The 24,908-nt window shown below is 59.0% G+C and carries 19 protein-coding genes; 3 read left to right on the top strand and 16 right to left on the bottom strand.

Features of this window, described 5'->3' with window-relative positions:
- Positions 1–44: 44 nt before the first annotated feature.
- Entirely contained in the window at positions 45–8,780 is an 8,736-nt protein-coding gene (locus BIND_RS18795; RefSeq protein ID WP_012382860.1) for a proprotein convertase P-domain-containing protein, read from the bottom strand.
- 30 nt (positions 8,781–8,810) lie between these two features.
- Positions 8,811–9,221 (bottom strand): hypothetical protein, encoded by a 411-nt coding sequence (locus BIND_RS18790; protein WP_012382859.1) that lies wholly within the window; start codon positions 9,219–9,221, stop codon positions 8,811–8,813.
- 547 nt (positions 9,222–9,768) lie between these two features.
- Between BIND_RS18790 and BIND_RS18785 the strand changes: the two genes are divergently transcribed.
- Positions 9,769–10,068, top strand: coding sequence for a hypothetical protein (locus BIND_RS18785; protein ID WP_012382858.1), 300 nt, complete (start codon positions 9,769–9,771; stop codon positions 10,066–10,068).
- A complete protein-coding gene (mobF, locus tag BIND_RS18780) occupies positions 10,065–13,271 on the top strand; it encodes a MobF family relaxase (RefSeq protein WP_012382857.1) in 3,207 nt (1,068 codons plus the stop codon). Before BIND_RS18785 ends, mobF begins: the two co-directional genes overlap by 4 nt.
- Before the next feature lie 67 nt (positions 13,272–13,338).
- Here the strand turns inward: mobF and BIND_RS18775 are convergent, their stop codons facing one another.
- A complete protein-coding gene (locus tag BIND_RS18775; RefSeq protein ID WP_012382856.1) occupies positions 13,339–13,755 on the bottom strand; it encodes a tautomerase family protein in 417 nt (138 codons plus the stop codon).
- 90 nt (positions 13,756–13,845) lie between these two features.
- On the opposite strand from BIND_RS18775, the gene BIND_RS18770 reads away from it, so the two are divergent.
- Positions 13,846–14,691, top strand: coding sequence for a LysR substrate-binding domain-containing protein (locus tag BIND_RS18770; RefSeq protein ID WP_012382855.1), 846 nt, complete (start codon positions 13,846–13,848; stop codon positions 14,689–14,691).
- A 50-nt stretch (positions 14,692–14,741) separates the two neighbouring features.
- Here the strand turns inward: BIND_RS18770 and BIND_RS18765 are convergent, their stop codons facing one another.
- The 13 genes from BIND_RS18765 to BIND_RS18705 form a co-directional block, all read right to left on the bottom strand.
- Positions 14,742–15,101: a hypothetical protein gene (locus BIND_RS18765; RefSeq protein ID WP_012382854.1), complete on the bottom strand. Its 360-nt coding sequence runs from the start codon at positions 15,099–15,101 to the stop codon at positions 14,742–14,744.
- 938 nt (positions 15,102–16,039) lie between these two features.
- A complete protein-coding gene (locus BIND_RS18760) occupies positions 16,040–16,327 on the bottom strand; it encodes a type II toxin-antitoxin system RelE family toxin (protein WP_012382853.1) in 288 nt (95 codons plus the stop codon).
- Positions 16,317–16,565 carry a type II toxin-antitoxin system Phd/YefM family antitoxin gene (locus tag BIND_RS18755; RefSeq protein ID WP_012382852.1) on the bottom strand — a complete coding sequence of 83 codons (249 nt, stop codon included), beginning with the start codon at positions 16,563–16,565 and terminating at the stop codon, positions 16,317–16,319. Before BIND_RS18755 ends, BIND_RS18760 begins: the two co-directional genes overlap by 11 nt.
- A 97-nt stretch (positions 16,566–16,662) precedes the next feature.
- Complete coding sequence (locus BIND_RS18750) at positions 16,663–19,023, bottom strand: type IV secretory system conjugative DNA transfer family protein (RefSeq protein ID WP_012382851.1); 2,361 nt, start codon at positions 19,021–19,023, stop codon at positions 16,663–16,665.
- Positions 19,024–19,054: 31 nt separating this feature from the next.
- Positions 19,055–19,321, bottom strand: coding sequence for a hypothetical protein (locus tag BIND_RS18745; protein ID WP_012382850.1), 267 nt, complete (start codon positions 19,319–19,321; stop codon positions 19,055–19,057).
- 9 nt (positions 19,322–19,330) lie between these two features.
- Entirely contained in the window at positions 19,331–19,633 is a 303-nt protein-coding gene (locus tag BIND_RS21490) for a hypothetical protein (protein WP_148210824.1), read from the bottom strand.
- A 251-nt stretch (positions 19,634–19,884) separates the two neighbouring features.
- A complete protein-coding gene (locus tag BIND_RS18735) occupies positions 19,885–21,030 on the bottom strand; it encodes a secretion/conjugation apparatus DotM-related subunit (protein ID WP_210160547.1) in 1,146 nt (381 codons plus the stop codon).
- A gap of 2 nt (positions 21,031–21,032) precedes the next feature.
- Entirely contained in the window at positions 21,033–21,545 is a 513-nt protein-coding gene (locus BIND_RS18730; protein WP_012382847.1) for a lytic transglycosylase domain-containing protein, read from the bottom strand.
- A gap of 8 nt (positions 21,546–21,553) precedes the next feature.
- Positions 21,554–21,982 carry a hypothetical protein gene (locus BIND_RS20330; RefSeq protein ID WP_012382846.1) on the bottom strand — a complete coding sequence of 143 codons (429 nt, stop codon included), beginning with the start codon at positions 21,980–21,982 and terminating at the stop codon, positions 21,554–21,556.
- Positions 21,979–22,227 carry an IcmT/TraK family protein gene (gene icmT / locus BIND_RS18720; protein WP_012382845.1) on the bottom strand — a complete coding sequence of 83 codons (249 nt, stop codon included), beginning with the start codon at positions 22,225–22,227 and terminating at the stop codon, positions 21,979–21,981. Before icmT ends, BIND_RS20330 begins: the two co-directional genes overlap by 4 nt.
- Positions 22,227–23,369: a type IV pilus twitching motility protein PilT gene (locus BIND_RS18715; protein WP_012382844.1), complete on the bottom strand. Its 1,143-nt coding sequence runs from the start codon at positions 23,367–23,369 to the stop codon at positions 22,227–22,229. Before BIND_RS18715 ends, icmT begins: the two co-directional genes overlap by 1 nt.
- A complete protein-coding gene (locus tag BIND_RS18710; RefSeq protein ID WP_012382843.1) occupies positions 23,366–24,331 on the bottom strand; it encodes a type IV secretion system DotC family protein in 966 nt (321 codons plus the stop codon). The genes BIND_RS18715 and BIND_RS18710 overlap by 4 nt, the downstream gene beginning before the upstream one ends.
- Positions 24,324–24,863, bottom strand: coding sequence for a DotD/TraH family lipoprotein (locus tag BIND_RS18705; protein ID WP_012382842.1), 540 nt, complete (start codon positions 24,861–24,863; stop codon positions 24,324–24,326). Before BIND_RS18705 ends, BIND_RS18710 begins: the two co-directional genes overlap by 8 nt.
- Positions 24,864–24,908 lie beyond the last annotated feature (45 nt).

Below are 24,908 nucleotides of genomic sequence, written 5' to 3'. Positions count from 1 at the left end.
AACGGCAGCCCGCCAAACCGTGCCGCCGTCTGGAAAAGCAAAACTCAGGCATGCGCAAGGATTTGCGCATGCGTCATGTTGGAGCCATCGGCGAAATTGATCTGCTGGATGCCGTCGAGGCCTGAAGCGCCCAGTTCATTCTGCACCGTGATCGAATGGCCGGTGCCGGCAATGCCGATGACCAGATCCGTGCCACTCTGTGAAAACAGCAGATTGGACAGCGTGAGATCGGCGAAGGACAGGGTATTGAAGGGCGTCGGGCCGCTGCTGTCTCCGGCATCATGGATCAGCATGTTGCCATCGGCCTGATGGTAGATATAGACATCATTGCCGGCGCCGCCATCCAGGGTATCGCTCCCCGCGCTGCCGACAAGGATGTCATTGCCCGCGCCGCCGTTGATCACGTTATTGCCGGCATCGCCTGTCAGGACATCGTTATAGGCCGAGCCGGTCAGGTTCTCGAAGCCGGAGAGCGTATCGGTCCCCGCCCCGCCCGTGTTCTGCGCCGTCGTGAGGGCCAGGCTCACCGTGACCCCGGAGGTCGCCGAGGTATAGGTCACCGTGTCGATCCCGGTCCCGCCGATCAGCGTGTCATTGCCGAGGCCCCCGTCGATGAGATCGTTGCCGGCGTTACCATCGATGACATTGTTGCCGGCATCCCCGGTCAGCACATCGTCATAGATCGAGCCCGTGAGGTTCTCGATATTCAGCAGCGTATCGGTTCCCGCCCCGATCGTGTTCTGCGGCCCGCTCACGGCGAGGCTCACCGTCACGCCAGCCAAAGCCTGGGTATAGCTTGCCGCATCGGTCCCGGCGCCCCCATCCAGCGTATCATCGCCGGCGCCGCCCTGGAGTTTGTCGTTGCCGGCCCCACCGATCAGCGTATCGTTGCCAGCCCCGCCATAGAGGGTATCGTTGCCGGCGCCACCGTCGATGACGTTGTCGCCGCCATCCCCTGTCAGGACATCGCTGTAGGCCGAGCCGGTCAGGTTCTCGAAGCCCGACAGGGTGTCGGTTCCCGCCCCTCCGGTCGCCTGTGCCGTGGTGAGGGCCAGGCTCACCGTGACCCCGGAGGTCGCTGAAACATAGGTCACCGTATCCACACCGGCCCCACCATCCAGCGTGTCGTTGCCGAGGCCGCCGTCGATGACGTTATTGCCGCTATCCCCTGTCAGGACATCGTTGTAGGCCGAGCCGGTCAGGTTCTCGAAGCCCGACAGCGTATCGGTGCCCGCGCCACCGGTGTTCTGCGCCGTCGTGAGGGCCAGGCTCACCGTGACCCCGGAGGTCGCCGAGGCATAGCTCACCGTGTCGGTCCCGCTCCCGCCGATCAGCGTGTCATTGCCGAGGCCCCCGTCGATGAGATCGTTGCCGGCGTTACCATCGATGACATTGTTGCCGGCATCCCCGGTCAGCACATCGTCATAGATCGAGCCCGTGAGGTTCTCGATATTCAGCAGCGTATCGGTTCCCGCCCCGATCGTGTTCTGCGGCCCGCTCACGGCGAGGCTCACCGTCACGCCAGCCAAAGCCTGGGTATAGCTTGCCGCATCGGTCCCGGCGCCCCCATCCAGCGTATCATCGCCGGCGCCGCCCTGGAGTTTGTCGTTGCCGGCCCCACCGATCAGCGTATCGTTGCCAGCCCCGCCATAGAGGGTATCGTTGCCGGCGCCACCGTCGATGACGTTGTCGCCGCCATCCCCTGTCAGGACATCGCTGTAGGCCGAGCCGGTCAGGTTCTCGAAGCCGGAGAGCGTATCGGTCCCCGCCCCTCCCGTGGCCTGCGCCGTGGTGAGGGCCAGGCTCACCGTCACCCCGGAGGTCGCCGAAACATAGGTCACCGTGTCCACACCGGCCCCGCCGATCAGCGTGTCGTTCCCGAGGCCCCCGTCGATGAGATCATTGCCGGCTCCGCCGTCGATCACGTTATCGCCGCCACTGCCAGTGAGCACATCATTATAGGCCGAGCCGGTCAGGTTCTCGAAGCCGGAGAGCGTATCGGTTCCGGCCCCGCCCGTGGCCTGCGCCGTGGTGAGGGCCAGGCTCACCGTCACCCCGGAGGTCGCCGAGGCATAGGTCAATGTATCGATCCCGGCCCCGCCAATCAGCGTGTCGTTCCCAAGGCCCCCGTCGATGAGATCATTGCCGGCACCCCCGTCGATGACATTGTCGCCGCTATCGCCTGTCAGCACATCATTATAGGCCGAGCCGGTCAGGTTCTCGAAGCCCGACAGCGTGTCGGTTCCGGCCCCGCCCGTGGCCTGCGCCGTGGTGAGGGCCAGGCTCACCGTCACCCCGGAGGTCGCCGAGGCATAGCTCACAGTGTCGATCCCAGCCCCGCCAATCAGTGTGTCGTTGCCGGGACCCCCGTCGATCGTGTCATTGCCGGCCCCACCATCGATGACATTGTTGCCGCCATTGCCAGTGAGCACATCGTTGTAGGCCGAGCCGGTCAGGTTCTCGAAGCCCAACAACGTATCGGTCCCCGTGCTGCGGGTGGCCTGCGCCGTCGTCACCCCCAGGTTGACCGTGACACCCGCAGAGGCCGAGGAATAGGACACGGTGTCAACGCCAGCTCCTCCGACCAATATGTTGCTACCCGCCTCGTCCCCGATATAGACCGCGCTGCCACCACTGCCTCCATAGATGGTTGTGTTCCCAGCAGGGATCGAACGCTGGAGCCATTTGCCAATGTTGTAGATGTCAAACCCCGCCCCGCCATAAAGAATGGCATTGCCGGCGCCCGTATTGATGATGTCGTTATCGGCATTGAGATGGACCGTTGAAACACCATCACCGAGGTAAACCTTGTTGATCTTTGAACCTGGCGCAATGGCAAGATAACGGCCGTCGATGGTGCTGTCGGTGGAGCCGGTGACAAGATCGAGATTGACCGCCCCGGTTGTTGCCGAAACATTCAGTGTATCCTGATAGCCTGATCCCGTGAGAGTAAACCGCGCGGCATTATTCGGATCGTAGAGAGCATTGCCCGGTGTGCTTGAGAGAGTGGCGAATTCGTCTGTATAAATGAATGTCTGTGGCTTACCAGCCGTGTAGTTGCCTTGTAGGATAATTTTGACGTCTGTTACAATCGCCTGGGAGGTGGATCCAGCGGCATCCGAGATGTTGACAGTCCAATTGCCTTGAAAGGCTTCCCCACGGTCCGCCTGTGTCATGAACGTATAATCAAACGTGCCTGGCGTAAAATCATCGAAGGCCCCCGGAACAAAATTCGCCGCATCCGCGATTGGGCCGATGACCGATCCAGGCCGCGCCATGAGCGTGCTGGTGACGCCGGACGGCGATATCAATGTAATGGTCAGGTTGCTACGAATAGCATTCGAGATCTTGACACGCACCTGAACAGTCTCGACGGTGTCCGTCGTCGAGGATTCTGTGAAAGTTTTGGAAAAGGGTCCCGATGATAAAGGAGTGCTAATGACATAAGTATCATGGGAGAAAACGTCTGTATAAATGCCAAAGCTGCTCCAGCTTTGGGCCAGCCGCACTGCGGCGCGGGCGTCGACTTCGCCGAAGCCGTAATCTGGGCTATAGTGGAGGCCGCCACCGTTCCAATTCGTCGCCCCGTTGAAGGCCCAGCCCGATCCTGCTGTTGAGCCGGCCACAAAGGGATTGGTATCGTTGGGATCGACTTTTACCGCCGAATAGGCGAGGATCTGCTGTACATCCTTCCAGGAGAGATAAGGATTGGCCTGCAGCATATCAGCGACCACGCCGGACACGATCGGCGTCGCGAAAGACGTTCCTTCCGCTGTCTTGACGGTGGAGCCGAAGTTCTGGCCATAGGCATTGGTGTAGGCCACTCCGTCGGAGGTAATATTGTTGGCCGGCGCCGAAATGAGGATCGAATAGCCGGGATCGCTGAACGGTGCCCCGGAAATCCGCAAGGTGGACAGATCGGTCGTGGCATTGATTCCGCCGACCGTGATCGCATAGGGCGAGCTCGTCAAATAGGAATCATTGGTGTTTTCCCCCTGGGCGCGGCTATTGCCGCCTCCCATGACGATGATCGTGCCATAGCCCTGTCGCCCGTTCTGGATCGCGTTTAGAAACGCCGTCAGTTCCGACGCTGAACCGGCAGGGGAAAGGCCGAGATTGTAAAAGGGAGGCTTCACGCTGAAACTATTGTTGACGACGTCGTAATTCGACCAGTCCATGAGATTCGCATCGGTCTGCGTCGACATCCCCACGAGGCCAACAGCCTCGCTGTTCAACGTCGCGTCGGGCGCCACACCGACCGCGCCTTCACCGTCGATGGCGGCGCCGAGGACGCCCGCGATGAGGGTCGCATGGGTGCCGGTCTGCGTGATCCCCGGCGTGCCGTCGAGCTTGACCGACTGCCCGGCATGGGCTGAAAGATCCGGGTTGGAGAAATCCACATTGCCGGAGCCATCGAAAATGCCGACGGAAACCCCCGCCCCGGTATAGTGCTTGAGCAGCGGGATGACATCCGCCGCCTGCAGGAACCATTCCTTGGCGAAAAGAGGGTCGGTCGGCTGAGACGGCGTGACGAGGGAAACCGTCGCCGCCAGTTCCGCCGTATTGGACGTACCGGTCTGGACGACGGATTGGCCGGTCTGGCCGTCGCTGTCCTCGACGTGATAGCGAAAGCTCATCACCCCGGCGAAACCCGGCGTGGGTGTGAAGGTAATGCTCGAACCATCCGTACTGAGCATCGCAATGCCGCCGTTCACCTGGCCGCTCGAACCGCGCGCGATGGCATTGCCATTATTGTCGAGAAGTTCCCGGATCGACAGCGATTTGCCCGCATAATCGAGATCATTGGCGAGCAGCGTTATGGCGCTGATCACATATTGGCCGGATGCATTGACCGTGACCTGGCTGGCGTTGCCGGTGTTCAACGTGTCATCGACCGGCATGCCCAGGGCGGTGGCAATATCAACCTGGATGAAGTCCTTGAAATCCAGAGCCGTGACATTCTTCATCGTCACCGTGCCGTCGCCATCTTCATGGCCGATATTGGTCACGGTGATCGTCCCATCGGCATTATGGGTTAGCGTATAATCGGCATAGCTGCCGTGCAGGCCGACGGTCGAGAAGCCATTGGCGTTGCCGACCACCGTCATCGTTCCGGAGCCGGCATAGACCACGGCATTGTTGGTGCCGAGCACGATCGTGTCATGACCGGAGCCACCATAGATGACGTCGCTCGCGCCCGGGTGGTGGAGCCCCCAATAGGTCTGGGATTGAGCGTTGTCAGCGACTGATTCCAGCGCATAGCTACGGGGTGCTCCGTCGGCAAGAGCTTGCGTGAACTGCGCCAGTTCCCCGGCACTGGGATCGCGCCCCAGGAAGTTATCGAACACGCTCGTCACAAATTGCGCGTCGGTCTGTGTCCCGAACCGGTTTTGCCATTCTGGATTACTGAGGAAATATGAGGCAAGCGTCACTCGGTCTACGCTGCCATTGCCGAGAACAGACACACACCATTGCAGTTCTCCAGCACTGGCTTCTCGGCCAAAGCCGCCCTCGTAGAGCCGCTCGACATAGGAAATATCGGCGGTATTACCCGCATTGACATAGGCAGGCTGGGCCGTGGAGGTCGAACCCGAGCCGCCGTAGATCACGTCATTGCCCGCTCCCGCATGGATGACCGACCCCCCGGTGCCGGCCTCGATGAGGTCATCCCCCGTACCGCCCGCCAGCGCGTCATTGGCGGTCCCACCGATGATGATATTATTGCCGGAACCACCCTGGATGAAAACGTTCCAATTGGTGCCAGAGGCGTTGAACACGCCGTCGCCCGCACCGCCGATGACCTCCTGCAGATTGGCGGTCTTGAGATCAACGGTGATGGGCTTGGCGTCCGTAACCTCGGCGATGTTGAAGCCCGTGCCGCCATGCACGATGGTCTTGGAATTGATCAAGAAGACCGTATTGCCCGCGCCCCCCGTCAGCGTCGCCGCGCCAGTGCCGCCGCCCAGCCAATAGGGTGTCGGATCGCTGGAAGCCACGGCGATGCTGTCGTTTTGATTGGTGCTGAAGACACCCTTGGTGCCGCTGGCGATGACGGTCTGCCCCGTCGTATTATCAATGAGCTGCCCGTTAGAGAGCGTATAGGCATGGGCGGAGGTGTTCTTGATGACGAAGCTGTTCGACGGCGTCGCGCCGCCTTCCGGCACTGACTGGATGGTGATGCCGCCATTGGCGGAGGTGGCGATGTCGCCGACCGTATTGGTGGCAAAATCCACCGCCGCTACCGCGCCGCTACTGCCGTCGCTCTTCGTATAGGTCGTGCGGTTGGTCACCGCGCTGCCTTCCAGCGATTCCCCCAGGTTGCCCGAGCCCACAAGATTGATCGAGGTGATGCCGAGATCATTCAGCGTCTTCAACTCGCCCGCATCGGTGACGCCGTTCTGGTTGGCGTCCAGCCACACCCTGAGCTCGCTCCAATAGCTCTGGTGGGTCGTGGGATCGGTCAGAGAGGTCGCGGCGGAAAACACGCTCGCCCCCGCCTGCGCCAGGCTTTTCAGCGCATCGAGGCCATCGGCGTAATGGCCGGGGTTCGAGCCGCCCTGGAAGAACTCCGACAGGGTCTCGGTGATGTCGTCGATCTGGCCATTGCCGTTGCGGTCGAGCGCCACGATGCCGGTGCCACCCGAGACCCAGCTGGTGTGATGCAGCTTGCCATCGGCCTGCAAGGTCGTGGGGTTCACATTGGTATCGAAATAGACCGCATTGGAGATCCAATTGGTCAGTGTGATGCCGGCGCTCGTCGTGCCGATCACCAGGGGATCGGTATTGATCCAGCTGCTGGCGTTGCTGGCCATGTCGGCAAGGGCGGCTCCAAACAGCGGGCTCACCGATGATAAGGTCTGCAGCGCCGAAACCGTGCCGCCGACGAGGTCCTGCAGGTTCTGGGAGGGAGCCGACAGCTGGTCATTGGCCGACCGATTATAGCCGGCGACATTGCCTGAAGGGGAATTGTTGAAGACGCCGTCATTGTTGGCGTTGGGGTAAATCACCGCCATATCGGTTGAGCTCAGGACGCGGCCGCCCTGAATGAAGCCTGACGGCGCGGTATAAAGCGTCCCGCTGCCCACCCCGCCGCCGAGATTGATCACCACCACCGACGACAGCCAGGCGTCGAGAGGGGGGCCAGACGATGTGTCGGCCGGAATCGTGCCGCTCACACTCGATTGCAGGCTGCCCGCTTCCGCGCTGTCCGAGGCATAGCCGCCGCCCAGCCCGAAGCCCATGAAGACCGGCGCCGCCGTGATCTGTCCTTGGTCATTGAGAGAATAGTCCGTCCCCAGATTGCCACCGGGGTAACCCACACGGACACCGTTCGCATCCGCCTCGAACCGCGTCGTCTGCGAAGCCAGCCAGCTGAACCACGGGTCACCTGTCACGGTCACCGTGTTGCTCCCGCCCTGGCTGTTCAGCGTGACGGAGGAGTCAGATCCGAGGGCGAAGGTGTTGGAGTTTCCAGTGATCGTAGCTGTCGCGCCTGAATTCAGGGAAATGGTAGAATTGTTGATTGACGCGTTATTGTCGTCTCCTGAGATCAAAACCGCGGCCGAGCCATTGGCGTTGGTTACAGTTGTTTGCTCAAATGACGTTCCGCCCGAATTGTTAAAGCCGACATCGATTGTCGCAGGATTCACCGCCGTGGTCGCTGTCGCGGAAGCCAACTGAATTAGCAGTGAATTGCTTGAGTTCGATTGAATCGTAACATTCACCAAGTTTCCAGAAGAATCGGTCGTCTGAGCGAACAATGGCGAATTGCTCTGCGTCACAAGGTTACGAAGGCTGACCAAGCTCGGCTGAACCTGCATTGCAAGTGACGACACATTTGGCGCGCCCTGAGCCTGCGCCAGAATATAGCCGAGCGCCGGTGCAATCTGAGCGCCATTGTAGGTGTTGAGTTGCCACTGAAATTGATATTGTGACGCCGCATCCGTGGTTGTCGGCGCAATAGGTTTAGCGGCGGCTTGACTCGTTGTTAGCAACAACATTATTCCGCCGACACCAAGCGCAGGAATTTCCACAGGCGCGCCCAAAATGATCAAGGCGCCAACACCGACTGTCGTCGCCGCGCCGAGCAGGCCTAGCGCGATCATCTGCGTTGTGCTCAGGTTATCATTCGCAGGAACGCCGCCGGTCGGAGGCGGAAGGTTATTTGGGTCGCAAGCCTGAGACGCGCTGATCAGATTTTGAATTTGGCTGGGGCTGTAATTATTGTAGTTGCTCAGGTTGAGCCCGTTGACGGTGCCCACTTCGCTGCCCGTTTGACCCAGGAGCGCCGGCAGTTCGTACTGCGTCCAAATGCTTCCGGAATAGGCGTTGCTGACGAAGGCATAAGCGTTGTCCGCTTGCGCGCCCATCATCGCCGACGCTAGGCCCATAATGGCGTCGCCAGCTGGCGAAGTATTAACGGCGCCTGACAAGGCGTCAGCCTGATTTGCCAACTTTTCTGCGGCCACGCCTGCTTGGGTGTCGGCCAGAAAATAACCATTCCCCTTTAGGCTCGTCTGGCAGTCCTTTGCCGCTTGGAGGTTGGGCTTCCCTGGATTGTTGTCGTCGTCCGAATAGAATAGCGCAGAACCATTGGCTTTGGCCGACATCGGCCCGTTCGGGCCGCCAAGCAATGTGTTGACAGTTTGCGCCAAAGTGCTTGAGGCTGGATTGCTCCCGGTCGCGAGGTTTATGATATTGACTACAGCATTCTTGACGCCGACATTGGTTTGAGCGTTAGCTATATTCTGAAGCTGCGCAAGCGTCGTAGCGTCAAGCATAATATAATTTCCTTTATTACGTATTGCATATTAAATGTTTAAGAATGCCTTGGCGTATTGATCGAAGACAACATCCTCAAGATGAGAATCGCCGCTAAATCTATAGTATTTATATGTATCTATAAGCATATCGCGGATGTCTTCTGCGATCTTTAGTCCAAGATCGTGGCTTATATAAATCTTGTTTGCCGATGATATATATACCGTACATACTTTACCTAGGTTATATAAATCGTTTTTTTTTATATATTCCGTAATAGGCATCGCGGAAAATCTAAATTTTACACCTCGTCCCTCATATTCAAAGGATAAGTGCGTATATGAGCGACTAATTGTGCCACCTAAGCGTATTTCTGTGCCATCATCATTGACTGAATACTGTTCTTCGAATTCAGGGGCGTAATCAAAAACCCCTTTCTTTGTTTTAAATTTCCACGTCATGGGAAACTCTCCGTTAAGGCGAAAACCAAATTACGATGATGACTAGCCTATTCCTCGTCATGACGCATAAAGGTCTAACGCCGCCACGGCCAAGCCACCGATGATCTAGACTCTCTGCGGGCATGCATGCGTCATCCGCCCTCTCGACAGCAAAATCATTGGTTGATACTGAAGCTGTAAAATATTTTTCATAGTACTAGCTAAACCTTAGCTGGCAATATGTCTGGCTCCACCTATGCGCGCATTCTCATATCACAATTGCGTGATATGAGAAGTAGGAGTTGGTTTAAACGGTCCATGGACCGCGTGGGCAAAGCCCTCAGGCCACCTGTTTCGGGCTTCGAAGATGAAGATGTAAAGATCGGAGCGGGAACACTGATCCATGCTTCCTATAACATTCGTAACGAACTCGCTTGGCCAAGCCGACTTCTTTGCCTGAATCGTTTTTGCTGTTGTGTGCGTGCTTTTGATTAGGCATCAGCCAGAAGATGTGTGCTCTTCTCACGACCTCTGGCCATGCTGAGAACATCCATTCCGGAGACCTCACATGGCCATTTCTTCCACCGGCCCAGAACCCACGACCGAAAATCGCCTGCAAGCCATTCAGATGGTGCAGACGGAGCAAACCGCGATCCTCGGCACCCTGGTCAAGCAGAACGCCCTAATCCTCGAGCTTCTTACCCCTCCCGAAATGGATCCCGACCGGGTTCCGCTCGATAAACTCCTCACCGACCTCGTCCGGCAGAGCAAAGACCAGCTCAATCTCCTGCAGCAGATCCTAAAGCTCCTGCAGATGGGCAGGGAAACCCCGGCCGCGCCAAATGGCCAAGGGGATGCCCGCCGATGATGAATTTCCGCAAGATCTCGGCGGATTCCCAAGGCGTCGTGCTGCGAACCTATTTCACCGAAGGCAAGACCGCGCCCATCCACGACCCGACCAAACATCCAGAAAAACAGCTCGAACCGGGCAGCCGATTGACGTCCTATTATACCGGCCGCGATAGCCGGGCCACCTGGAGGCCAGACATCACCCCGGCCTTCGCCAAGGCCGCGGGCATCGATCCGAGCCAAATGCCGACCAGCGAAGCCCTCGACCGGCTCTTCGAGGGCAAGCGGGGGGATAATGGGGAGCGCTGGTCCCAGCACGAGCGAACGCTATCCGGTTTCGATTTCACCTTCTCGCCGCATAAATCGGTGACGATCGCCGCCGAATTCGCCGTGACCCCCGCTGAAAGCGCGGCGATCTGGAACGCTATTGACCGCGCCAATGATGCCGCCATGCGCTATGCGGCCGGCCGCCTCGGTTTCGCGCGGCGCGGCAAAGGCGGCGAGGAAGGCGTCGATCCCGGTGATGTCGGCTGGGTGAGCTTCCGGCATCACGTCGCCCGGCCGACCGTCGAGCTGCAGGACGGCAAAAGCGGGGCGACCTATCTGGTCGAGGCCAAGACAGCGGGCGATCCCCAGGCCCATATCCATAATTTCCTGATGAACATGGTCGTCACGGCCGATGGCCGTGTCGGATCGCTCAACACCAAGGAGCTGACGTCCGATCTGACCCATGAGCTCGGCGGCTATTTCCAGGCCCGCCTCGCCGACGAGTTGCGCCGCCTCGGCGCCGAGATCGGCTATGACAAGAAGGACGAAGCCGTCGTTCTCGAGGCCATTCCCCAAAAGGCGGTGGACACCTTCAGCAAGCGCCGCCAGCAGGTCCTGCGCTCGGCCAAGGCTTTCGCCAAGAGCCAGGGCCTTGATTGGGACGAACTCTCGATCGAGCGCAAGCAAACGATCCTCAATGAATCGAGCGTCGTCTCGCGCTATGCCAAGCAAGACGGCAAGGGCGAAAAGGAAGCCTGGAAGGCCCAGGCCGAAGCCATCGGCTGGCGGCATGAAACCGTCCTGAACGGGGTCAGGCACGAGGCCCTGACCGACGCGGAGCGCTACGACAAAGCCTATGACTTCGCTGCCAAACGCCTGGCCGAGGATTTCAAGACGGCCGCCGTCCTCAACCATGATCGGTTGCGCGTCCATGCCGTGCGTGGCCTCATCGGTGCCGGCATAGCCCATGGTCGCGACGACATCGACAAAGTGGTCACTCTCCTCGAACAACGCGGCCTCACCCTCCAGGGCGAGCATGTGGCGCTGATTACCAGCCGGATGGAGGACAAGGTGCGGATCACCAATACGGCGCAGATCCGCATCGAGACCGAGCTCGCCAATAAGGCCCGGGCCGTAGCGCGGGACAAGGACGGCGCGCTCTCTGCTCAAACCGTCAAGGCAGCGATCAACGCCTCCGGCCTGGATTTCACCACTGAACCCGAACATGGAGCGGCGCAGCGCGCGGCGATTCATGCACTCGGCGAGGGCGGGCGCTTGACCCTCCTGACGGGCGTGGCCGGGTCCGGCAAGACGACACTCCTGCAACCCCTCGTCGCCGCCTGGAAGGCTGACACCCGCTATGATGCGGGTGGCCGCGAAGTGATCGGCGTTGCCACCGCCTGGCGGCAAGCCGATGCCTTGAAGGATGCTGGTATCGACAAGACCGTCGCCCTTCAGCCCTTCCTGCAATCGCTTGGCGTCGAGGGCCAGCCCGACACAACAACCCTGGCCAATGCCGGCATCGAGAAGACAGCCGGCGTCGAGGCCTTGCTGCAAGCCATCGACAAGGGAACCGTCAAGCCGACCCACAACACTGTCATCGTGATCGACGAAGTCAGCCAGATCGGCCCGCGCGCCATGCTGAAGCTCCTCGAGGTCCAGGCCGAGACCGGCATGACCATCAAGGCCCTGGGCGACCGGGAACAGGCACAGTCGATCGAAGCCGGCGACACGATCGAGATCCTGAAGCGCGTCCTCCCGAAGGAGGCCCTGCCCGCGCTCCTGACGACCGTGCGCCAGCGCACGCGGCGCGACCGCGACATCGCCAATCTCTTCCGGGAAGGCAAGGCCGGCGAGGCCCTGGGGATGAAGATCGAGGATGGCACCGCCCGCCTCCTCGGCGGCGATCAGGATCAGGTCATCGGCCAGATCGCAGACCTCTACATGCAGCGTCGCGACATCCTGCGCGCGGAGGATCCGAAGAAGAGCATCACCGTCTCCGCCTTGACCAATCAGGATGCGGCCGACATCAGCCAGGCCATCCGCGAACGGCTCAAGGCGCGTGGCGAGATCGGCGCCGATGAAAAGCTTTATAAGGCGATCGACCAGCGCGGCGAGACCTATGACCTCCGGATCGCCACGGGCGACAAGCTGCGCCTTTATCGGCGCACTTGGGCGACGATCGATGGCAAGGGCGGCTCGATCGGCGACAATGGCGACATCGTCGAGGTTGTCGGCAGAAGTGCCGATGGCTTCACTTTCAAGGACAAGAAAGGCCGGATCGGCTCCGTTGAAATGAGGCGTCTGATCGATCCAAAGACGCAGCGCCTGATGCTCGGCTATGGCCATGCCCTGACCATCGACGCCGCCCAAGGCCTGACCTCGGAAGAGCATATCAACGCCTTGCCGCGCGGCAGTGCCGGCATCAGCAGCTTCAAAGGCTATGTCGCAGAAAGCCGGAGCCGCGGCGCCACATGGACCCTGGTTTCGGGAGCGGCCGTCCATGAGGCTGAGAAGCGCAGCCGCGCCCTGGGTGATGCCTCTCCTGTTACCACCGAGGACATCTGGAAGCGCATCGCCGCTGATATGGCCACGAAGAATTACAAGCCGCTGGCAACCGATCTGATCGGCACATTGCGCCGGCACCGAGAACAGGCGGTCGAGACCTTGTTGACCCTTGGGCTCAAGGCTGAGGGTAAGGAGGGCAAATCGAAGGAGCTTGGCCGGGATCTGCGCCAGCTCATTCGGGCCAAGGTCGTGCAGGAACAGGTCGATCCGGAAGTCGCGGCCTTGAATGCCGCGATCAAGGAAAACGGAAAGCGGCTCGATGCTCTCTCAAAGCGCGCCGCTTCGTTTCTGGAGGAGATGCAAGCCGAGACCCAGGAACAGCAGCGCAAGCTGGCCGAAGCACGGCAACGAAACGAAGCTTCTCCCTCGCCTGCGGCAGGGAAATGAACATTGGGGTTCAGGATGAGGCTTGTTCCATATTCTTGGAGAGTCGCCTGCAGCCCTGAGCGGACGTTCAACTCTTTTCTTGTCCGATTAAGGCAGTGCCATGTATCCGATCCATCGCTCGATCTGCTTGGGTTCGTCCATCGTAACCCCAGTCTGTTGCGGGAAGTTCCCTGATGACAACATAGGTTGCGGGATTGAGACCAGGCAGCACTGTCCGAAGGATTGTCATGGCATTTGCAATGAAGGCCCGCTTCTCTTGCTCCGAGTTGGTTCCGGCTGTCACGCAGACTTCGAGATGTGCCGCAGTCAGTCGACCTTCAGCGCCGATCGCCCAATGGGAAATACCCGAGGTCTCAACAAGTATCGAAGTGAGCTCCTGTCGCTTGCCAAGATCATGAGCAATTAGTTCAGTTAATTCGGTTGCAAGATGATTGGCCTGATCCAGTGTCGGGATCGACGTCAACGTCAGTCTGGCAAAGGGCATTTCTAACCTCCGGTTCGTAATACCCGGATTTTCATGCATATTTGTAAAAGTATAATCGAAAAGCTGTTAAATCTGACTTGAGAACATCTCATGATTCCAGATCTGCCATCACCATTGCTGCGCAGCTTTGTTGCTGTGGTCGATTGCGGCTCGCTCGCCACTGCGGCCGTGCGGGTTGGGCGCAGTGAATCCGCTCTTAGCCTTCAAATGTCACGGCTTGAGAATATTGTCGGGCAACCGCTTTTCGATCGTGACGGCAGGGCACTGAAGGTTAATCAAGTTGGCAGCCATCTTTTAGGTCATGCTCGCGCAATTCTCAGGAGGATTGACGCGGCGCGCGCGGAATTGGGACCGGCAGCAACGCCGCTGATAAGGGTTGGCGTCGTTCAGGACTTCGTTGTCCCTGTTTTGCGCCCAACCCTGATAGATCTACGAGCCACCAACCCCAATACCACATTTGAGATTGTTATCGGCAGTACGGCGGAGTTGCTGCAAGCGATGGGGGAGGACCGGATTGATACAGCGCTTTGTGCTGACGATCCTGGCCGCGGCAAAGCCGTCACGAGCTTTCCGATGGAGTGGTTTGGAAAGCCTGATCTTCTGGCCGAGGAAGTACTACCGCTTGTCAGCATCACGCCACCATGCCCATTTCTCAAGGCCGCACAGCAAGCGCTGGATGCCATAGGTTGGTCTTGGCGCATCGCTTTGGTCACACCCAGCCTTGATGGCCTCCGCACAGCGGTTGAAGCTGGGCTGGGTATTGCCAGCCGTACCGAAGTGGGGATCGGTTTGCCACCGCTATCTGACGGGATTCTGCCTCAGCTACCCTCGATCACATATACCGTTATCGAGCGCAGGCGCGGCAAGGATGGGCCAGGTCAAGCTGCCGTCAGAATGACAGCACATCTTGTGTCTCTGGCGGGGACAGTTGAATGACTGGTCGTGGCGATTGCAATGGTGTCCTGCGACCAGGCAGCTAGAAAAATTCAGCATAGCTCGTTGACGAGCCGCTTGACACGCAAGCGCCAGTTGAAAAACCAGTCGAGGAGATCCGCACCAGAAATCTCGAGGTCGTTCTCAAATTCGTTATCATAGACAGTAAGCGCTTCTTCGAGCAAAAGCGCCATTTCGCGACTGGCGGAGAACAGCAGGGCATTAGCGTAGCCACGCTGCCGCTCGTTCACGCCAGGACCGACGAAGTGAGCTGCTCCGATGCAGCCCAGATCGTCACCGGATTTGATCCAATCTATCGGCAGGAGTGTATCGTCTGCCATCAGTTTCTGGCCCGGTTCGACGAACCAAAGACCGGGCGTTGCGAGCGCCAGAAGATCTGTGAATTTGCTCATGCCATATGTTCTTGTTTTTCCAGGTTCAGGTTTCAATGATCAAATGAATGGCCGCTTCAAGGACGTCGGCCCAACACGCGGCAGGTCATTTTCGATCACTATAAAATACAGAACAATGGCACATGCGACTGTCATATTGGGGCTTTCTCGGCCCGTCTGAACTCAGTTCGCAGGAGGAAATCCTCGATGTCATAGACATTGCGCGATCTGCGGCCGAACAGGAGTCCTCTCGCTTTGTCGGGAACCATTGCATCTGAGTGAGACGCCGAGTCAAAGATGCGGGCTGTCTGCGCATTGAGAAAGCCGCCGCTTGGCGTTGCCGGGGAAGAGCGGAATGGTTCTAGTCTTCACCCTGGCTTAGGGCTTGATCTTGATATGCTCGACTGCGTCGAGTTTGAGGAACTAGTAACGAGTTTTAGGAGCTAATCATCAAGCAATTCATAGATCAGAGTAAGATGTAATATTAATATGACACTCAAGGGATCTCCTTTCAGATTCATTTCCAAAGGTCCATGCTATTCTCTGTACTGCTAATGCTAAGGTCAAGCTTGGAAGATCTTGCAGATAGTTCTGACGACATCATTAAGGCGGTGTATAATAATGATTATATTAAATCAATATGACTTAAGAATGAATTTGGGCTGATAAACTCCGAGGTGGAAACACCTTGAGCTACTGTATGTTCAGCCTGTTCAGCTTCAAGAGCCTCTTCTTACAAGATGACGACTGATAAGCGGGCCGTGAATGCCTTGGGGATCCGGCACGTCGTAGCCAATGGCTTTATAACGCGAGGCTGACTTCGGCATAGTTAGACGGAGGCACAAACCAGTCACAGATATTAAGGCTGCACTGGCACCGTTTAAGGCTGGATCAATGCGGAAATTAAACGATCTTGCCTGGGAATGCTGACTGCTGCATGGCATGACAACCTGCCAATTTTAAAGGTCTCGTCGCTCGGCCGCTTTATAGACTTCACTGCGTTCCCTCTTCCCAATCGCAATCACGACCACCAGAATTTCCGCTTCCCGAACCTCATAGACGAGCCGATAGCCAACGCTGCGCAATTTGATCTTGTACCGGTCCGTGCTTCCCGAGAGCTTTGCGGAGGGCACGCGCGGATTTTCACAGCGTTCCGTGAGCTTCTTCTTGAACTGCTCACGCGTGTTCCTATCGAGCTTGTGCCATTCTTTCAGAGCGGCATCCACGAAAGCGAGCTCATAGGTCATCCAGATTGACCTTGATGACAGGATCATTCGCTCTCGCGTCAGCAATGGCGTTCAGTTCCATATCTTCAAGACGTTCCAGCATCGCCTCATAGGTGCGGGCAGGCACGCAATAAAACGCTGGCTCGTTGCGATTGAGGATCGCAACTGCTGCGCCTTCTCCAGCCGCTACTGTCCCCATGGGGTTCTTTTTCAGTTCCGAGATGCTGGCTGTTATCTCAGCGAGAACAATATGCGCCATATGACCACTCCACGGGCTTATTAATAGTGCTATTATTAGCACTATTGAGTGGTCATTTCAACGATCAGGCTTTCCATCATCGAAAGATCCTTTCAGCTTAAATCGGCACGAGCTCGCCTGCCTCTGCAATGGCCTCGAATGTCTCAATCAGGCTTCTGAGCTTACGTTTCTGATCCTCGACCGAAACAGCTGGCCGGGGCTCATTCTGTTCATCTCTCAAGGCAAGATCGCGCAGCGCCAACAGATCGAGGGCTGTCTTGCGAGCGGCGGATTGAGACGCACCGATCGTCCTCTCGATTTCGACAACGTCGAGAAAGAGCCGCTGATCAATCGGTTCACGCGGCAATCCGAAGGACGCGGGCGGCAAAGGCCAGCCGGTTCGGCTCGTTTCCAAAAGATCCGTGAACGGAGTCTTGATCGGACGCAGCGCTTCGTCTTTCTGGATCACCAAAGAGGATTGAGCGAGCTCATGCGGCAGCGCGTCAATCGCCTCGAAGACCTCCTGCAGGCCCTGGTCGATCGAGGAGCCCTTCTTCAACTCCTGCCGAAACGCGCCAAGGCCAGCCTCGAGCACCGGATCGCTTGGCCCCTCCACTCCGAACCCGATTAGCCCGTTCTGGAAGGTCGCAATCAGTTCCGAAAGACGCGCTTCTTCCTGGGAAAGCACTTCAGGCTTCGGTGGCAGCAAAGCCAGACAGCGGTTGAGGCGCATCGGCCCCGAGACGTCGACTTTGGCATGAAAGAGCTTGGCGTAGATGCGGCGGCCGCCAAACAGAATGATTGCCTCGCCCTCGATCAGGCTCTGCAAATCGCGCCAGTCGATCCGCGACACCTGGCGCAGATCGGCATGCTGGCTCTCGAGATAGGTGCCGAGTTCGCCCGTCTGATAGCCACCGGCCTGGGTCACATAGGTTTGGCCAGCCGTCTGTTCGAGCCATTCGCGGGTGCGTTGCGCGTCCTGCTGGCGCATCGCCACGGTCAGATTGGCGTTGCCGAGTAGAGAGGCCGTCTTCTCCCCGATCCGCGCCCAAATGCCGGAGACTTCCTGAAACGCCAACCAGAACATGATATTGAGGCCACGGCCCATGGCCAGCATGCGGTCGAGACCGCCCGTCGCATAATAGGCCAGCTCATCGAGGACCACCATGAAGGGCGCGACACCCATGCCCGGCTTGTTCTCGACGATCTGCGCATAATCGCCCTCGAGCTTGGCACCGAGGATCTGCGCCATCATCCCGCGCAAGGAGGCGACGACGATCTTGCCAAGCGCCGCCAGCGTATCGTCGGAGTTCTCGAGGGCTGGCAGCGACACCACCAGAATACGCCGATTGAGCACGACATCGCGGATGTCGATGTCACCATTGAGCACCTTGAAAATGTGGCCGAGGCTGACAGCGAGCTGAGTGAAGGTCGCCGTAAAATACATGAGCGCATAGCCATGCTGCTCGGACGGCTTGTTGTCCTTCTGCTGGTTCCAGGGCACGCTGGAATCATAGCCTGGCAGTTCGCCGAGATAAGCCTGCATCGGATAGATGATTTCTTCCGGCATGTCTTTCGACACGTCGTATTCGATGATCTTGCCGTTTGAGGGATCGCGGACCATGAACAGGCGATGGGTGGCGAGTGTCCAGATCCAGCGTAATTCAAGGCAAAAGCGGATCGTCTCGATGCTGATCGGCACGCCGCGATGATCGCGCATCCAGGTGAGCACGGGCGCGATCGTGCCAATCAAGGCCACCGCGCGGGCGCGGAACACGCCATTGGAATCCTGCGCATTCTGTTCGCCGAGCTGGCTCGCCAGCAATTCGCGGATGGCGTCCGCGTTGCCTGTCGCAAAAGGATTGAACGTGTTCGACTGTTTCTCACCGCTCGCCACCAGGAAATTCAGGGCAAGGACATCATCCTCGCGGCCGAAGCGGCGTGCCAGGGCTAGGATCTCACCATAGAGCTTGTTGTCGGCCTTGCCGTCCACGAGCACGAAGCCCGAGCCCTGCGTCAGAGCATTGGTCAGGAAGGAGACGATCGCCGTGGTCTTACCCGCACCCGTCGTCCCAGGAATGGTCGCATGCTGGCGCCCATCCTCCGGCGTGAGCCACAATTCATGATTGGTTTCGATGTCGCGGCCGAGATAGATCGTGCCGGCCGCCATGCGGGGCTTGCGGGAGGATGGATCGGGATAGTTCCAGTCCTTGATCCTGGCGCTCTTGGGGAGGCGCATTGGCAGCTTGACGCGCCGCGTGAGGACGATGCCGGCATACAGCAGGCTGGCCGGAGCGATCAGCTCAACACTCGCGGGCTCGATCACCATGGCTCCTGCACCGACCGTGAGCATGACGGCCGAGAAGTTCGTAACCAGTGCCGATGCGAAACGCTGCGTGATCGAGCGGGTATCGCGCAGGTTTTGCGCGCCCGTTCGTTCGAAACGCCCCTGCGGGCCAGCGATCTCGCGCATGATCATAGATCATTCTCCCTTTTGAATTTGAGAAGGCTCAAAGACCCATAGCGGCCTCGATCGCACTGGCCTTGCAGGCCTCCCAGGCAGCAAAGGCGCGCGCATGGATGCGCGGCGTCTCAAGCCCTTTGGCTTTGGCGGGGCGCGACAGCCGCTGCCAATGGCTCTTCTCTGCCTTGAGAACTACGGGAACATCACGCCAATGGCGCGAGCAGATCCACTCGAGGCCCGGTCGCAAGGGATCATTCTTTCGATCGCCGCGCGTTGCCCGACAGAATGGGATGCAGCAGGAGAGCCGTTGCATGCTTTGCCCCTATTCGAGGCCAAACGCGGTCGGTCCCGATGGGGAATTCGGATCGCTGCCAGGGGCCGGCGTCACGATCGGCGCATGGCGGAGATTGTCCGTAACGACCTTCAGTTCCGGGTCGGGTTGAGAAGTCCCGACCCTAGTATTTTCCCATATCCGATAGGCAGGGTTCGCGGGAACCGCTTGAACGGGGTTGGCGGCCGGTGCCTTGGCGACGAGTTCAATATCGGGTTTCTCAAGAATCGTCTTCGCGACATGCATCACGATCCAACTGAAGCTCATACCAGCTACGGTGATCAACACGGCCACGAGTGTTGGATCCCGCACAAACCTGCGGCTTTCACCAACACTTGCCGCTTCGTTCGGGACTTTCTTTCGAAAAAGCCCAAATCTCCTGGTCTCATCCCGTTCGATGTGGACGTGAAGGCCAGTCCCTGATGAGGGAACGATCCGCAACCGACATTCCTTCAAGTCGTCGTCAAAATGCAGGTAAATCGGTTGAGCCTCGACTTGATCGAATCCTGAATACAAAACAATCTGAGACATGGATGCTTTCCTGATTACTCGTAAGAGAGTCTGGTAAAGGCCTCGGCGATGGCCTCGACGGCTTGATCAACGGAAGGATGACGAAGGGGAGCGCCAAAAACCCGTTCGGCTGACCAATGATCGCGCGCGCCGATCGCCTCGACGCGCGGGTTGGGATGCGTTTCCAGGCTTTTGCCGCTCGTCGGAAAACCGAGCGAATGGAGTGCGAACCAAAGTTTGCGATCGACCAATTTGAGGAAATTGAACTGCGCCGGCGCCAGGACGCCCGAGACCAGGCGTGCCTGTGTCAAGGCACTCATCAGCATCGTCGCCGTATAGCCGTGCTTGGGCTGAGAGAGGGGGCCAAGAAGAGCGATCAGACAGTCACGGTCTTTGAGCCAATAATCGGCACGCTGGACCACAGGCGCCGAAAAGTGAAGGGGCATGTCTGGGCCGGCCGCTCCCTCGCCTTTTCCATCGGACAGATCCTCGGCCATCTGACCCAGGAATTCCGCCACCTCTTTCCGCTTGCCCGCCGCATGCAGCATGAACACAGCCAGCATGCAGCGAACCGTTGGATTCGCCTTGTCTGGGCCTTGCCACGGATCGCCGAGCTGCCGAATAAGCTCACAGCGCGCCGCTGCCCTATCAAACGTGCCATCGCTTGTCAGCGCATGCCGCTCAACCCATTCCCGCACGTTCAAGGCAGGATCGAGGGACCGGACAAACGCCTTGTCGAGTGGCAGGAGACGCAACGACCGGGTTATGAACGGTGTGATCCCGGGATGGCTCTGGGCCTGCTCACGCATCAGCCCCTCGAGGTCGAGAGCCCGGCAATAGCGAGATGACGCTGCATAGATGAAACACACGACGGCAAGCCACAGCACGAGGCCAACGGCCGGATAGAGAAAGAATTGTCCCAAGGCCCGCGCCATTCGGATCAGCGTACCGATCTCGACCCGATCGGGATTGGCGGCCAGCATTTGGCGATCGGCCAAATCGAAGCGATGGGTAAACCCCTGCAGGTGCTGGATCTGCCAATGATAAAATTGCATCAGTGCCGCGCTGATCTCGCCATGCTGGCTCTGCCAGAGCATCCAGCCGCCAAGACCAAGGCCCAGCACGATCACGATCGTGCTGAACACCGTATAATCGGCGCGAGCGCCATTGCCTCCCGCCATCATCAGCTCCCTGAATTCCGAGAGGAAACTTGTGCTTCCTTCTGCAGCGCATGGAGATGATGCAGGACCTGATGAAGATAGCGGACTTTATGGACAGGTGTATGCGAGTGATAGAGCGCCACGCCTTCCCAAATATCGCCCTTCGCCTCATCAAGCGTCTGGCGCAGGATCCAGCCGCCGCCCGCCACATTGGCGCAGAAATTGTCCCGCAAGGCGCGGTAAGTCTCGGCATCGGAGGCTCCCCAATGCCGGGCGATCTTATGCACCCAGCTATCATTGATCTGCATCGGCCCGATATCGACCGTCCTGTTCTTGTTCTGTGAGACTTTGCCGAGCTCCCCGGCTTCGACCCGCAAGAGAGTCAGGAGCAGACCAGACGGCAAATGATGGATCTCGGCCGAGGCCTCGATACAGGCCAGCACTTTCTGGCCCTCGCTCATGAGCGGATCGGCGTGAGTGATAGAGGCACTTAAGACCGCAAAGGCCACACCGAAGAGACCGGGTTTGAAAAACATTCGCCCTCCTATGCGATCGAGAGCAGCGCGTCAGTGTCAGAGGCAACACCAAGCCGGATTTTGGCGCTCTGCCAGACCACACTGAAATCGTTGAGCAGGATCATGTCGGGTCGGGCGATTTGAAAGATCGCCTCCATCAGGTGAAGCATGACGCCGACGAAGCCGACACAACCGAGGCTGACCACCCGATAGCCAAGCAGCGATTGATGATCGATGCAGAGTTTCAGCGCGAAGCCATGCCCGAAAGCCTCGAACCAAATCGCTTCGGCCGCCGCCAGGAACAACGGCAACAAGCCGTCGACTTCCCCGATTGCCTCTGATGGAATGTCCCTCACGGTCCCATAAACAGGATCATGGAGGCGCAACGGACGCGGTGTCAGTTTGAATAAAGCCGTGACACCACGGCCGACGAGAACCGGGCTCAGCTCCTCGTTCATGCGAACCTCCTGCGCTTCCAAGCGGGAATGGCTGGCCGAAGGCTCCCATTGATCCAGCGCCGCAAAAGCCGGACAAACGACGGGAGTGTCAGGCCGAGCCAGGAGATCATGCCGAAGAAGAGCGTGCCGAAAATGGCGATCTTGGCGGTCGTCCAACTCCAGTACATGAAGAATGCGAGAACCGGGAAACAGGCTCGCGCATCGAGAAACACGACCATCACGGGCCGCGCCGTATTCCGCCACATTATCCAATCTCCTTGCGTTCATGGGCAGCTGTCTCTTCCGAGATCAGCCCGGCTTCGAGCAGGCGGTTGATCGCCTGCTCATAAGATTGTCCTTCCGTCGCAATGGCCTGCCGGGTGAGGGCGGGCCACAATTTCGGATCGGTTTCGAGGAAAGTGGTTCGCAGAGCGCGGTTGAAGACCAGAAACTCGCGCAGAGCGATGCGCTTCCCATCGCTGGAACGGATCAGTTTCTGATTGATGACAAGGCGCAGCGATTGCGCCACCGCGCTGATGAGATTGTCCCGCTCATCGGGCGGACAGAGGCTTGCGATCCGCTGCATGGTCAAAGCGACGTCATTGGCATGGATCGTCGTCGTCAGAGTATGGCCCGAGATCGCCGCCTGGATCGCCGCCGCCATCGTGACACTGTCACGGCACTCACCCACAATGATGTCAGTGGGCTCACGCCGCATACAGCCGCGAATAAAGGCTTCGAAAGTCGGCAGATCGATCGGGATCTCGCTCTGAACGATCGTAGAACTATCGCTCCTCATCCGATCGAACATGAATTCGATGGGAGCCGCGCCTTCAATGATGTTGTAATGGCCATTGGGATCATTCAGCTTGGCCATCGTCATGCCGGCGATCAGCGTCGATTTGCCCGAGCCCGTCGCCCCCGAGACGATCACCATGCCCTCATGCGGCCGAAAGGACTCCAGGATGCCTTGCTCGACCCTTTGCTGTTCCAGCGTCGGCGGCTTGTCAGGGATCGGCCGCAGGATGATATTCACGCCGTCGCGGCGGCTTGTCCGCGTGGCCGTCGCATTGATGCGAAAACGCAGGCGGGTGCCGCGATCGAGCAGGACTTCGTAAGTGAGGTCGAAGTCCTGGCCTTTCTTCAACCGCGCCGTACCATCGGCGCCATAGATATGGTTGGTGATGAGAGCGAGATCGCTTTCAGGAATGGGATCGGGCTCAACCGGTTGATTGAGGCCATGAATACGCACCCAGACGGGATGACCGCTCAAAAAGGCGATGCGCGAAGCCCCCTGCCGATAGGCCCAGGTCAGAAGATGATCGAGACCAGGCGCGCTTTTGCGTGGATCGCGCACCCAGGGGTCAGCCCCCCGTCCCTGCCAGACCGTCGAAAGCGGCGCGTTCATTGCGGGCAATCCCTCGTGTTCTTCGGCCAGGATTTGCGGTCTGCCCGCAGGCCGGGTTGATCGGTGATGCGGATCACGCGATCGCCTGCCCGCATCTCTTCATGGCCGCCATTGACGAGGCTATCCTCGAAGGCGACACGGGGATTTTCCACGAGGCCCGCGCGAAGAAGGACGCGGTAACGAACCATGCCGATGTAATCGCGCTGCAGGCGGGAGAGATCGGCGAGGAAAATCTCGACCCCCTGCCGCTCGCCCTGCGCCCAGCCTTCGGCCACCCATTTCTTCCACCAGTTCACCTCCTGCTCGGTCCTTGGCAGGACCGCATCGGACGGTTTTGACGGTGAGGCCCAGGAGCGCACGAGATAGGTGCGCCAATTCGGCGGTGCCGAGGCGAGCTGAGCGCGGCGCGTGATCTGATAGACACAGGCCGTCTCGCGGGCGACCTGCGCGCCTTCTCCCAAAGCGAAGGCCATTTGCGCCGCCGTCACGATCGGTGGTCGCATCAGGGTCCGGCCCGGACCAACCCGCACCACCACGGTCCTGAAATCGAAGACGCTATCGAGTGTCGGCTCGTACCGGCGCAGCATTTCGTTGATACCGAAAGCCCGCGCGGCGAGCCCGCCCTGAGCCCCGAAGGTCAAAGCCGCCTGATAGAGGATGTCGCCGCGTCCGGGCTCAAGCCCGTCGCCAGGCTGAGGGCCAGGCAAAGCCGCTTGCAGAGCCTCAAGAGACGGTGGACGCTCGCCACCTGTAATAGCCGGGATCTGCTTGGCGCCCGTAACCGGCTTCGACAAAGGATTGCCGGTTTCCCGCGCTGCCTGCTCGATCTCCCGCAAGCTGGGCTCTGGCGGGATCTGCAGGATCGTCACATTGTTCTCGGCATGGGCAGGCGGGAGGAAGGTGAGGCCGGCCACGAGCGTGAGGCCCAAGCGGCGGCCATGGGGCGCGCGGCGCTCAGACATGGTGGATCACCTGGATCTGATGGTGCTGCGGATCGATCTGAACCGTGGCGCGATCACCAACCGCCTTGCCGATGGACCGGAGATAATCGACGACAGGCGCCTCGACCGCCTCGACGACGATCGGTTGTGGCTCGGCATTGGGGGGCGCTTGGATCGCGACATCATAGCCGATGATCTTGCCGAGCTGGGTCACGCCATCGTCGAGCGAGCCATTGAACTGAAATTGGACGACACGTTGCAATTCGCCAGGGACAACGCCCGTGCGCTGCAGTGGAGAGAGGCTTTTGGCCGGTCTTGCCGGGGTCTCGGCAGACTTTGAGACGGGCGAGGGAGGTAGCGGATCCTTGAGATCAAGGCTTCCGAGTTTGGCAGTCTCCGCATCGACGCTGGCGAAACTCTCGCGCAGCGCGAGTTCGGGATTGGCCATGCCCGGCACATCGACATAAGTCGGGATCGGCGTGGCGCAGGCCCCAAGGCCCAGGGTTAGGATAAGCGGCGCCACGCGGGAAGAAACGGAGAAAGTCTGTCGCATTCAAAGCCCCCTGATTGTCGTTCAGACATCAGGCTAATGGGCGCT

It is taken from the genome of Beijerinckia indica subsp. indica ATCC 9039 (genome assembly GCF_000019845.1).
Taxonomy (GTDB): Bacteria; Pseudomonadota; Alphaproteobacteria; order Rhizobiales; family Beijerinckiaceae; genus Beijerinckia; species Beijerinckia indica.
This window is presented reverse-complemented; position numbering and strand designations above follow the sequence as displayed.